At 56.6% G+C, this 11,633-nt stretch carries 14 protein-coding genes; 13 read left to right on the top strand and 1 reads right to left on the bottom strand.

What is annotated here, in order from left to right; translation table 11 throughout:
• Positions 1-2 precede the first annotated feature (2 nt).
• From cbiK to ldtA, 11 genes are all read left to right on the top strand, one after another.
• Positions 3-797, top strand: a complete 795-nt coding sequence (cbiK, locus tag OGX84_RS10135) for a sirohydrochlorin cobaltochelatase (RefSeq protein ID WP_012131786.1) — start codon at positions 3-5, stop codon at positions 795-797.
• Positions 794-1,507, top strand: coding sequence for a cobalt-factor II C(20)-methyltransferase (locus OGX84_RS10130; RefSeq protein WP_104868491.1), 714 nt, complete (start codon positions 794-796; stop codon positions 1,505-1,507). The genes cbiK and OGX84_RS10130 overlap by 4 nt, the downstream gene beginning before the upstream one ends.
• The gene (gene cbiM / locus OGX84_RS10125; protein ID WP_012131788.1) at positions 1,504-2,241 is read left to right on the top strand and encodes a cobalt ECF transporter S component CbiM; all 738 of its coding nucleotides are present in this window, start codon (positions 1,504-1,506) and stop codon (positions 2,239-2,241) included. The genes OGX84_RS10130 and cbiM overlap by 4 nt, the downstream gene beginning before the upstream one ends.
• A 1-nt stretch (position 2,242) precedes the next feature.
• Entirely contained in the window at positions 2,243-2,524 is a 282-nt protein-coding gene (locus OGX84_RS10120) for an energy-coupling factor ABC transporter substrate-binding protein (RefSeq protein WP_012131789.1), read from the top strand.
• Positions 2,511-3,188: an energy-coupling factor ABC transporter transmembrane protein gene (locus tag OGX84_RS10115; protein WP_047462753.1), complete on the top strand. Its 678-nt coding sequence runs from the start codon at positions 2,511-2,513 to the stop codon at positions 3,186-3,188. The genes OGX84_RS10120 and OGX84_RS10115 overlap by 14 nt, the downstream gene beginning before the upstream one ends.
• Positions 3,189-3,196: 8 nt before the next feature.
• Positions 3,197-4,012, top strand: coding sequence for an energy-coupling factor ABC transporter ATP-binding protein (locus tag OGX84_RS10110; protein WP_012131791.1), 816 nt, complete (start codon positions 3,197-3,199; stop codon positions 4,010-4,012).
• Positions 4,009-5,529 (top strand): cobyric acid synthase, encoded by a 1,521-nt coding sequence (locus OGX84_RS10105; protein WP_104868493.1) that lies wholly within the window; start codon positions 4,009-4,011, stop codon positions 5,527-5,529. Before OGX84_RS10110 ends, OGX84_RS10105 begins: the two co-directional genes overlap by 4 nt.
• Positions 5,526-6,071, top strand: coding sequence for a bifunctional adenosylcobinamide kinase/adenosylcobinamide-phosphate guanylyltransferase (gene cobU, locus OGX84_RS10100; RefSeq protein WP_012131793.1), 546 nt, complete (start codon positions 5,526-5,528; stop codon positions 6,069-6,071). The genes OGX84_RS10105 and cobU overlap by 4 nt, the downstream gene beginning before the upstream one ends.
• Positions 6,068-6,811 (top strand): adenosylcobinamide-GDP ribazoletransferase, encoded by a 744-nt coding sequence (gene cobS / locus OGX84_RS10095; RefSeq protein WP_104868494.1) that lies wholly within the window; start codon positions 6,068-6,070, stop codon positions 6,809-6,811. The genes cobU and cobS overlap by 4 nt, the downstream gene beginning before the upstream one ends.
• 25 nt (positions 6,812-6,836) lie before the next feature.
• Complete coding sequence (gene cobT / locus OGX84_RS10090) at positions 6,837-7,895, top strand: nicotinate-nucleotide--dimethylbenzimidazole phosphoribosyltransferase (protein WP_047462767.1); 1,059 nt, start codon at positions 6,837-6,839, stop codon at positions 7,893-7,895.
• 112 nt (positions 7,896-8,007) lie between these two features.
• On the top strand, positions 8,008-8,937 hold the full coding sequence (gene ldtA, locus OGX84_RS10085; RefSeq protein ID WP_104869120.1) for a L,D-transpeptidase: 930 nt from the start codon (positions 8,008-8,010) through the stop codon (positions 8,935-8,937).
• On the opposite strand, the gene OGX84_RS10080 is transcribed toward ldtA, so the two are convergent.
• Complete coding sequence (locus OGX84_RS10080) at positions 8,912-9,814, bottom strand: LysR substrate-binding domain-containing protein (protein ID WP_071258852.1); 903 nt, start codon at positions 9,812-9,814, stop codon at positions 8,912-8,914. The two genes, ldtA and OGX84_RS10080, sit on opposite strands and share 26 nt — an antisense overlap.
• A gap of 110 nt (positions 9,815-9,924) precedes the next feature.
• Here OGX84_RS10080 and OGX84_RS10075 point away from each other — a divergent pair, with 110 nt between their 5' ends.
• Both OGX84_RS10075 and dctP read left to right on the top strand, forming a co-directional pair.
• The gene (locus OGX84_RS10075; protein WP_104868495.1) at positions 9,925-10,515 is read left to right on the top strand and encodes a nuclear transport factor 2 family protein; all 591 of its coding nucleotides are present in this window, start codon (positions 9,925-9,927) and stop codon (positions 10,513-10,515) included.
• Positions 10,516-10,563: 48 nt separating this feature from the next.
• Entirely contained in the window at positions 10,564-11,619 is a 1,056-nt protein-coding gene (gene dctP, locus OGX84_RS10070) for a TRAP transporter substrate-binding protein DctP (protein ID WP_258525308.1), read from the top strand.
• Positions 11,620-11,633 lie beyond the last annotated feature (14 nt).

Raw genomic sequence — 11,633 nt, 5'->3', positions numbered from 1 at the left:
AGATGAAAAAAGCGCTTCTGGTGGTGAGTTTTGGCACCAGCTATCACGACACCTGTGAGAAGAACATTGTGGCCTGCGAACGCGATCTGGCAGCCAGCTGCCCGGATCGTGATCTGTTTCGCGCGTTCACCTCCGGGATGATTATCCGCAAGCTCAAACAGCGTGACGGCATTGAAATCGATACGCCGCTTCAGGCATTGCAGAAGCTTGCTGAACAGGGGTATCAGGATGTGGCGATTCAGTCCCTGCACATTATTAACGGCGACGAATACGAAAAAATTGTGCGTGAAGTTCAGACTCTGCGCCCGTTATTTACCCGTCTTACGCTCGGCGTGCCGCTGTTGAGCAGCCATGCCGATTACGCGCAGCTGATGCAGGCTTTACAGCAGCAGATGCCGACGCTTGGCGCGACGGAGAAAGTGGTGTTTATGGGGCACGGCGCCAGCCACCACGCGTTTGCGGCCTATGCGTGTCTGGACCATATGATGACGGCGCAGCGTTTTCCGGCGCGTGTGGGAGCGGTTGAGAGTTACCCGGAGGTGGATATTCTCATCGGGAGCTTACGTCAGGAAGGCGTAACGGCGGTGCATCTGATGCCGCTGATGCTTGTCGCCGGCGATCATGCCATTAACGATATGGCTTCCGATGAAGAGGACTCCTGGAAAACGCAGTTCAACGCCGCAGGCATCCCGGCGACGCCGTGGCTGAGCGGTCTGGGGGAGAATCCGGCGGTACGCGCCATGTTCGTGGCGCATCTGCAACAGGCGCTGAATACGGCCATGGAGGAAGCGGCATGAGCGGAAAGCTGTATGCGTTAAGCACCGGGCCGGGCGCAGCCGATCTGATCACCGTGCGCGCGGCGCGAATACTTGGCTCGCTCGATATCCTCTACGCTCCGGCAGGGCGCAAAGGCGGCGACAGTCTGGCGCTCTCTATTGTGAGTGAATATCTGGGTGAGCAGACGGAAGTCCGCTGCTGCCACTTTCCAATGAGCGCTGACAGCGCGGAAAAAGAAGCCGTCTGGAATGAGGTGGCCGCAGCGCTGGTTCAGGAAGTGGAGGCGGGTAAACAGGTGGGGTTCATCACCCTCGGCGATGCCATGCTGTTCAGCACCTGGGTCTTTTTACTCCAGCGGATCGGCAACCCGGCGTGGCTGGAAATCGTTCCTGGCGTCACCTCGTTTGCCGCCATTGCCGCCCGCGCAAAAACGCCGCTGGCGATGGAACAACAATCGCTGGCGGTGATCTCCTGCACCGCGGCGGAAGAAACAATTCAGCAGGCGTTAAGACAGCATGACAGTCTGGTGCTGATGAAGGTCTACGGTCGCTTCGCGCGTATTAAAGCATTGCTGCAACAGGAAGGTTTGCTGGAGTGCGCCCTGATGATGGCAGAAGCCACGCTGCCCGGTGAGCAGTACTGGCGTCACCTGAATGAGGTCAGCGACGAGCAGCCGCTGCCCTATTTTTCGACCATTCTGGTCAACAAACAGTGGGAGTATGCAGAATGAAACTTGAACAACAGCTAAAACAGCTGTCTTTCAGCGGGTTAGCTGCGGCGTTATTGCTGATGGTTGTCCCGGAACAGGCGTTCGCCATGCATATCATGGAGGGATTCCTGCCGCCGATGTGGGCGCTGGCCTGGTGGGTGCTGTTTTTACCGTGCCTGTGGTACGGACTGGTGCGCCTGCGCCGTATCGTGCAGGAAGATAACAACCAGAAGGTGCTGCTGGCATTGTGCGGGGCGTTTATCTTCGTGCTGTCGGCGCTGAAAATTCCTTCTGTTACAGGTAGTTGCTCGCACCCGACAGGGGTAGGGCTTGCGGTGATTTTATTTGGCCCAGGCGTTGTGGCGATCCTCGGGGCGATTGTGCTGCTGTTTCAGGCGCTGCTGCTGGCGCATGGCGGCCTGACCACGCTGGGTGCGAACGGGATGTCGATGGCGGTTATCGGCCCCGTTGTCGGGTATCTGGTATGGCAAATGGCCTGCCGCGCCGGGCTGCGCCGCGATGTCGGCGTCTTTCTTTGCGCCATGCTGGCGGATCTGGTGACGTACTTCGTGACGTCGGTGCAGCTTGGGGTGGCGTTCCCGGACCCGCAGGCTGGGGCAATGGGTTCAGTGATTAAATTTATGGGGATTTTCTGCCTGACGCAGATCCCCATTGCGATCGCGGAGGGGCTGCTGACCGTCATGATTTACGACCAGTTGACCAAACGCCGGTTGATTACCGCACAAGGACATTAAGATGAAAAAGACGCTGATATTGTTAGCTATGGTGATTGCCCTGGTGATCCTGCCGTTTTTTATCGATCATGGCGGTGAGTTCGGTGGCTCTGACGGCGAAGCGGAAAGCCAGATCCAGGTGGTGGCGCCGCACTATGAACCGTGGTTCCAGCCATTGTATGAACCGGCCAGCGGTGAAATTGAAAGCCTGCTGTTTACGCTGCAAGGTTCGCTTGGCGCGGCGGTGATTTTCTATATTCTCGGTTACAGCAAAGGCAGACAGCGCCGTGATGACCGGGCTTGATCGACTCAGCTACCAGAGCCGCTGGCTTCATGTTACGCCGGTGCGTAAGTTTTTGCTCTGGTTGCTGATGATGATTCTGGCCTTTACCCTGCCTCCTTTGGGGCAGGGTATTGAACTGGCGCTCATCGCCGGGCTGAGCTGCTGGCTGCTGCGGATTTCGTTCTGGCGCTGGTGTCGCTGGATGGCGATACCGTTTGGTTTTTTAAGCGTGGGCGTGGTGACGATTTTATTCAGCGTGAGCCGCGATCCTCACTCGTTACTGGCAAGCGTTCCGGTTGGCGATTACTGGCTGGGGGTGACTTCGTCAGGGTTGAATACCGCCAATGAAACCTTCTGGCGCAGCCTGAGCGCACTGGCGGCGACGTTCTGGCTGGTGTTGAATCTGCCGTTTCCGCAACTGATTATTTTGCTTAAGCGCGCGCATGTGCCACGGCTGCTGACCGAGCAGATCCTGCTGACATGGCGCTTTATTTTTATCCTGTTAGACGAAGCGCTGGCCATTCATCGCGCGCAAACGCTGCGTTTTGGCTATCGTAGTTTGCCGAAAGGCTATCGTTCTCTGGCAATGCTGGTGGGTTTGCTGTTTACGCGTGTGCTTATCCGCTATCAGCAAATGACCACCGTGCTTGATATCAAACTGTATCAGGGTGATTTTCACCTGTAAGGATTCGTATGCTTGCCACCTCCGGTCTCTGGTTTCGCTATCAGGATGAGCAGGTGCTCAAGGGGCTAACGCTGGATTTCTCCCCCCATGCGGTTACCGGGCTGGTGGGCGCGAACGGCTGCGGAAAATCGACGCTATTTATGAACCTGAGCGGTTTACTGCGCCCGCAAAAAGGCGAGGTTTTGTGGCAGGGAAAAGCGCTGGATTACAGTAAGCGCGGGCTGCTGGCGCTGCGCCAACAGGTGGCAACCGTTTTTCAGGACCCCGATCAACAAATTTTTTATACCGATATCGACAGCGATATCGCTTTTAGTCTGCGAAATCTAGGTGTGGCTGAGGATGAGATTGCCCGCCGCGTGGACGATGCGTTGACCCTGGTTGATGCGCAGCATTTCCGTCATCAGCCGATCCAGTGTTTAAGTCACGGGCAAAAAAAACGCGTGGCGATTGCGGGCGCGATGGTGTTGCAGGCCCGCTACCTGCTGCTGGATGAACCCACTGCCGGGCTTGATCCTGCCGGGCGCACGCAGATGATTGCGATCATCAAGCGGATTGTGGCGCAGGGGAATCATGTGGTTATTTCCAGCCATGATATTGATCTCATTTATGAAGTCAGCGATGCCGTTTACGTGCTGCGCCGTGGCGAGGTACTGGCATACGGTGAACCGGGGGAGGTGTTTGCACGCACTGAACTGATCGAACAAGCCGGGCTGACGCAACCGTGGCTGGTCAAACTGCATGCGCAACTGGGGTTGCCGCTGTGTAAAACGGAAGAAGAATTTTTTGGGCGTATGCGAGAGAACGCGCTGAAGGAGGCGTCATGACGCAGGCAGTAATGTTGCAGGGAACGGCATCAGATGTAGGTAAAAGTGTGCTGGTGGCGGGGCTGTGCCGCATCTTTTATCAGGATGGCCTGCGCACGGCGCCATTTAAGTCACAGAATATGGCGCTGAATTCCGGCATCACGCCGGACGGCAAAGAGATGGGACGCGCGCAGATTTTCCAGGCGGAAGCGGCGGGGATTTCGCCGGATGTGCGGATGAATCCGGTCCTGCTGAAACCGACCAGCGATCGGAAAGCGCAGGTGGTGTTGATGGGCAAAGTCGCCACCGATATGGACGCGGTTAGCTACCATGAATATAAGCCGCGTCTGCGTGAGCAGATCCTCACGGTTTACAATAGCCTGGCGCAAGAATATGACGTTCTGGTGCTGGAGGGCGCCGGTAGCCCGGCGGAAATAAACCTGCGTGACCGCGACATCGTCAATATGGGGATGGCGGAAATGGCGCAATGCCCGGTCATTCTGGTGGCGGATATCGATCGCGGCGGCGTTTTTGCCTCTATCTACGGTACGCTGGCGCTGCTGCATGATAGTGAACGCGCCAGAGTGAAAGGGGTGATCATCAATAAGTTTCGCGGTGATGTGACGCTGCTCTACTCCGGCATTGAACAAATTGAAGCGCTGACCGGCGTGCCGGTTCTGGGCGTGATGCCCTGGCTGGAGGTCGATCTTGAAGATGAGGATGGCGTGGCGCTGCAAAAAGGCAAATACCTGCGTACCGATAGGCGTGATATCGACATTGCCGTTGTTCAGGTGCCGCACATCTCGAATTTCACCGATTTCAACGCGCTGGCGGCGCAGCCGGATGTTCGCGTGCGCTATGTGCGCCATCCTGAAGAACTGGCGGGCGCGGACCTGATAATTCTGCCGGGCAGCAAAAATACGCTTGGCGATCTGGTCTGGCTGCGTGAAAGCGCAATGGCGCATGGCGTGTTGCAGGCGCATCGTCAGGGCGTACCGGTGGCAGGCATCTGTGGCGGCTATCAGATGCTGGGCGACACCATTATTGATGAGGTGGAGTCCGGGTTGGGCACGCTTCCCGGTCTTGGTCTGCTTAATACCGTCACGCACTTCGCGCAGGATAAAACCACCACGCAGGTTGAAGGGCAGATGGCCTCTGCGCTGCCGGGATGGCTGGCGGCGGCGTCTGGCCTGGCGGTGCGCGGGTATGAAATTCATATGGGCGAGACGACACTGAATGCACAATGCCAGCCAGCCATGACGTTACGCAAAGGCGAAAACGCTATCGCTGACGGCGCGGTAACGGACGACGGACTGGTCTTTGGCACCTATCTTCATGGCTTGTTCGACAGCGATGCGTTTACGCGGGCGCTGGTCAATGGCCTGCGCGTGCGTAAGGGGCTGACGCCGCTGGATCACGCCTTCCATTACGCGCAATATAAATCGCAGCAGTTTGATCTGCTGGCGGATGCGATGCGACAACACATCGATATTGAGAAAATTTATACCATCATGCAGCAGCACCGGGAGCCCGTATGATGATTCTGGTGACCGGCGGCGCGCGCAGCGGGAAAAGCCGCCATGCGGAGGCGTTAATCGCGGATTCGCCGCAGGTGCTGTACATCGCCACGTCGCAGATTTTTGACGAGGAGATGGCGGCGCGGATTCAGCACCATCGGGATGGCAGACCGCCGCACTGGCGGACAGCGGAATGCTGGCGGCATCTTGATGCGCTGATTACGCCAGATAACGCCCCCGAAGAGGCCATTCTGCTGGAGTGTATCACGACCATGGTGACCAATTTATTGTTCGCGATGGGCGGCGATACGGACCCGGACAACTGGGATTACGCGGCGATGGAGCAGGCGATTGAAGACGAAATTCGCACGTTGATCGACGCCTGTCAGCGCTGTCCGGCTCAGGTGGTTCTGGTGACCAATGAGGTGGGCATGGGCATTGTCCCGGAAAATCGTCTGGCGCGACATTTTCGCGACATCGCCGGGCGGGTCAATCAGCGTCTGGCTGCGGCGGCGGATGAGGTCTGGCTGGTGGTATCGGGTATTGGAGTCAAAATTAAATGAGTAAGTTGTTCTGGGCGATGCTCGCTTTTATTTCGCGTTTGCCTGTTCCGACCCGTTGGTCTCAGGGGCTGGATTTTGAGGAGTATTCCCGCGGTATTGTGACATTCCCGCTAATCGGCATGCTGCTGGGCGCGATTGGCGGCCTGGTGTTTGTGGCGCTTCAGTCCTGGTGCGGCATTCCACTGGCGGCCCTGTTTTGCGTTTTGACGCTGGCGCTGCTGACCGGCGGTTTTCACCTCGACGGTCTGGCGGATACCTGTGACGGTATTTTTTCCGCCCGCCGCCGGGAGCGGATGCTGGAAATTATGCGTGACAGCCGCCTGGGCACCCACGGCGGGCTGGCGTTGATTTTTGTCCTGCTGGCGAAAGTGCTGGTGATTAGCGAACTGGCGCTGAGAGGCACGCCGATGCTGGCGGCGCTGGCGATGGCCTGCGCGGCGGGGCGCGGTGTCGCCGTATTGCTGATGTATCGTCATCGCTATGCCCGTGAAGAAGGGCTGGGCAACGTGTTTATCGGCAAAGTTACCGGGCGACAAACCTGCGTTACGCTGGGATTAACCGCTATTCTCGCGGCGATACTCATGCCGGGGATGCGCGGGGTCGCTGCGCTGGTGGCCACTCTGGCGGCAATTTTTATTCTTGGGCAATTATTAAAACGCACGTTGGGTGGGCAAACCGGCGATACGCTGGGTGCGGCGATTGAACTTGGCGAGTTGATCTTCCTGCTGGCTCTGCTGTGAGCCAGCCAACACGATGAGAACCCTTATGCAGACGTTAACCTCTTTACTCCGTGACATTCCCAAACCGGACAGCGACGCAATGGCGCACGCCCGGCAGCACATCGACGGCTTGCTCAAACCGCCGGGCAGCCTCGGGCGCCTGGAAGCGCTGGCCGTACAGTTAGCGGGGATGCCCGGTCTCAACGGCACTCCGCATGTCGGTAAGAAGGCGATGCTGGTGATGTGCGCCGATCATGGCGTGTGGGATGAAGGGGTTGCGGTCTCGCCGAAAGTTGTCACCGCCATTCAGGCGGCCAACATGACGCAGGGAACAACCGGTGTTTGCGTACTGGCTGCTCAGGCCGGGGCAAAAGTCCATGTGATTGACGTCGGGATTGATGCCGACCCGATCCCCGGCGTGGTGAATATGCGCGTGGCGCGTGGGTGCGGGAATATTGCGACAGGCCCGGCGATGAGCCGCGTTCAGGCCGAAGAACTGCTGCTGGAAGTGATGCGCTACACCCGCGAACTGGCGCAAAGCGGCGTGACGCTGTTTGGCGTTGGCGAACTGGGAATGGCGAATACCACCCCTGCGGCGGCGATTGTGAGTGTACTGACCGGTAGCGATGCCGAAGATGTGGTGGGGATTGGCGCGAATCTTCCGCTCTCCAGAATTGGCAATAAAGTTGAGGTTGTGCGCCGCGCCATTGCGGTGAACCGGCCCGATCCGCGTGATGGCGTTGAGGTGCTGGCGAAGGTGGGCGGTTTTGACCTGGTCGGTATGGCGGGCGTGATGCTGGGCGCCGCGTCATGTGGATTGCCGGTTGTGCTGGATGGTTTTCTCTCCTATTCTGCGGCGCTGGCGGCGTGTCAGATTGCGCCGGAAATTAAACCGTATCTGATTCCGTCGCATTTCTCGGCAGAGAAGGGCGCGCGGATTGCGCTGGAGCACCTGGAGCTGGAGCCGTATCTGCATATGGGAATGCGTCTTGGCGAAGGCAGCGGCGCAGCGCTGGCAATGCCCATCGTTGAAGCCGCCTGCGCGATGTACCGCAACATGGGGCAACTGGCGGCAAGTAATATTGTCCTGCCGGATGGTAAATAAAGATAAGCTGTATCGTTTCCCTTCGGTGGCGCTTATTCGCTGTTAACGTCGGAAAGGCGATAAAAAAGCTATAATTAACCGACATCTGCTGCGATTTGAGGAAAGGGAAATGATGCCTCGTGTGAAATTGTTTTGTTCTTTTATTCTGCTGTTCGCAAGCCAGAGCGCGCTGGCGGTAAGTTATCCATTGCCGCCAGAAGGGAGTCGTCTGGTCGGCAACCCGCTGACGATAACCGTCCCGGACAATAATACTCAACCGCTGGAAGCATTTGCGGCGCAGTACGGACAGGGGCTGAGCAATATGCTCGAAGCGAATCCCGATGTGGACGTCTTTTTGCCGAAGTCCGGTTCGACGCTGGTGGTGCCGCAGCAGCTTATTTTGCCGGATACCGTGCGTGAAGGCATTGTGGTTAACGTGGCGGAAATGCGTCTTTACTACTATCCGAAAGGGGGCGATACCGTTGATGTCCTGCCGATTGGCATTGGCGAGGCGGGGCGAGAAACTCCACGTAACTGGGTGACTGCGGTAGAGCGTAAGCAGGAAGCACCGAGCTGGACGCCGACGGCGAATACCCGACGTGAATATGCTAAACGAGGCGAAAGTCTGCCCGCGTTTGTCCCCGCCGGGCCAGATAACCCGATGGGGCTGTATGCAATTTATATCGGTAAGCTGTATGCCATTCATGGCACAAATGCGAACTTCGGTATTGGGCTGCGCGTGAGCCAGGGGTGCATCCGGTTGCGTAACGATGACATCAAATACCTGTTTGACAATGTGCTGGTGGGCACTCGCGTGCAGATTATCGATCAACCGGTGAAAACCACCGTCGAAGCGGACGGCAGTCGCTGGATTGAAGTGCATGAGCCGTTATCGCGTAATCGCACTGAATTTGAATCCGACAAAAAAGTACCGCTGCCGATCACGCCGGTGATGCGTACTTTTATGAAGGGCGACGGCGTTGACATTCATCGCGTCAACGAGGCGCTGGAGCGCCGCTCCGGGATGCCGACAAATATCAGCGCGGGTCTGACGGGGTTCTGACGTTTCTCCGCGCAATCTCCAGAAAAGCCTTTACCGCGCCGTTATTGTCGTTCTTTCTGCTGAGCAGCATCAGATTGGCCGATAACTCAGGCGCGTCGAGAGGGCGATAGACCAGGCCGGGAATGGCGATGTGCATCAGCGGTTCAGGCACCAGCGCCAGCCCTTGCCCGGCGGCGGCCAGAGCCAGTACGCTGAGCGTGCTGGAGGTGCAATGGGCGACGTGCGGAACATGACCCATAATCTCTGTGAGCATCATATAAAGCGGCTCATCCGCACGGTGGGTGTCGTAGAAAATGAGGGGCTCTTCAGCCAGCATATCTACCGTCAAATGGGTTTCACAAGCCAGCGGGTGATCGTCGGCGATGGCGACCATCCGGCCCCAGAGGCCTATTTTTTCAGCCGCTAATTCTGGCTGGCGTACGTTATGGTGATCGGGTGTGTAACCAATGTCGAGCTGGCCGCTCAGAATGGCATCCGCTTGTAGCAACGGCGCGATTTCGCACACGACCAGTTCCGCATCGGGATAGGCCTGGCGAAAGGCGCGCAGATCTTCTGTCAATTTGCCGCTGAACACCGCGTTGCCAGCAAAGCCGACGCGCACAAGACCCGTTTCTCCGCGCATCGACCGTTGTACTGTCAGACGGGCATGTTCCGCCTGCTCAAGCGTGCGTTGCGCTTCAGTCTGCAACAATTTTCCCGCTTCGGTTAACTCAACTTTCCGGCTGGTACGAATAAACAGCGGGCCGCCTAACTCTTCTTCCAGCGCCTTGATCTGCATGCTCAGCGCGGGAGGAACAATATTGAGTTTTTCGGCGGCGCGGCCAAAGTGTCCTTCTTGTGCAACGGCAAGAAAATAGCGTAAGTGGCGCAGATCCATACGATGGCCTCATCATTCATCTAAACTGAATAATCTGTAAGATTTATCTATTGGATTTTAACGTTAATGGCGAGGAAACTGAATCCACTTAACTGGCTGGAGTAAAAATTATGCACAATCACCTGGCGGATCGTCAGCAAATTACCGATCTTCTCACTGGCTGGATGCATCGCGATCTGGGCGAGTGGGAGCAACTTCGCGGGCTGTTTCACCCGGATGGCACCATTGAGATAACCTGGTTTGAAGGGCTGGCGAGCGATTTTGTTGACGGCTCAATGCGTATGGGGGCTTCTGACATCCGCACCAAACATTTGATTGGCACGCCGGTAGTGACCTTCAATAGCTGCGTCAACCGCGCCATTGTTGAAACTAATGCCATGATCATCGGCGAGAATGTGAAGCTGAATCTGGGGATGGTGACCCATAATCGCTTTTACGATATGGCGGAAAAACGCGATGGCGTGTGGAAGCTCTTCAGACGCCAGAGCATTTATGACATGGGGAGTTTTACCTTCCCGCTGGGCGTGGTCGATATTGATCAAAGCGCGGTAGCAAAATACCCGCGAGAATACGCCGCGCTGGCATACCTGCTGGAAAAAAGCGGATTTCCGGTCACGCGTGTATTCGCAACGCGCGGCAGTGCGCTCGAACAGCAGATGAAAACCGAAGGGCAGCGCTGGCTGTCTGAGCCCGTTGTTTAAGCTTCATCAGCGACTGCGATCATCATGATTCTCAAAAGGATAAGAGAAATGCTCACCACTATACCAGGACGAAAATGCATCGCCGTTCTGTTTGCGATGCTAATGTTTCCCGGTGCGACTTTGGCTGCGCAAACCCTAATCTACAGCGACCATGAACCGCTGGGTGGAATGCGCACTCGTTTTATCAATGACGTATTTTTCCCCGCAATCGAAAAAGAGTCGCATGGTCGCCTGAAGGTAGAGGCGCACTGGGGAGGTGAGCTAAGTGATGGTTATACGGCTCTGGCTATGGCGGGAAAGGGGGACAAAGCGGATATGGCTGTTGTTGTACCTGAATATGCGGCTAAGGCATTACCATTGCAGCAAATCTTTAAAAGCTTCCCCGTCGGCCCTGCCGGGGAAAAGCAGGTTGCTTTCTTTCGCCGCGTTTATGCGGATATCCCGGATTTTTCGGCAGAACTCAAGAAAGAAAATGTGGTGAATGTTTTCATTGCGACCGGCTATCCGCTGGCTTTTTTTAGCACTACCGCGCTGAATAATCCTGAAGGACTTAAGGGGGGAACGTGGCGCTCCGCCAGTTTCTGGCACCAGGGGTTTCTGAAAAATGTCGGCGCTAAAGCCGTGACCATGCCCTGGGGAGATGAAACCTACAAGGCCTTACAAAGCGGAAGTCTCGACGGATTAATGTTGAATGTGGATAGCGGCTATGCGTTAAATGCTCAGCGATTCGCGCCTGATGTGCTGGTTTCGCGGGATCTCTGGCTTGGGCATGTTTACCTGCTGGTGATGAATAAAAACACCTGGGATAACCTTTCCCGCGACGATCGGGCGGCGATTCAACGGGCCGCTGACGTCGCTTATCAATCCCTGGGTTCCGTAATGGATAAAAGTTTCACCACACAAGTCGCCGATCTGGAAAAAAGCGGTGCGACGGTCAGAATCCTGCACTCTGAAGACGTTGCGCAATGGAAAGCCGCCACCCGATACCAGGAGATTCAGTCTGAGTGGGTGAAGGAGCAGGAAAAGAACGGGCTTACCGAGGCGGGAAGGGTGATGAACCAGGTCAGTAGCATTCTGGACGAGATGATGTCTCCGGCCCCTTAAGCGAGAAGGCAAAA

Origin of the sequence: Citrobacter sp. CK202 (assembly GCF_030333225.1) — a bacterium.
Classification (GTDB): domain Bacteria; phylum Pseudomonadota; class Gammaproteobacteria; order Enterobacterales; family Enterobacteriaceae; genus Citrobacter_B; species Citrobacter_B koseri.
The sequence above is the reverse complement of the archived record's forward strand: the minus strand, read 5'-3'. Positions and strand labels throughout refer to the sequence as shown.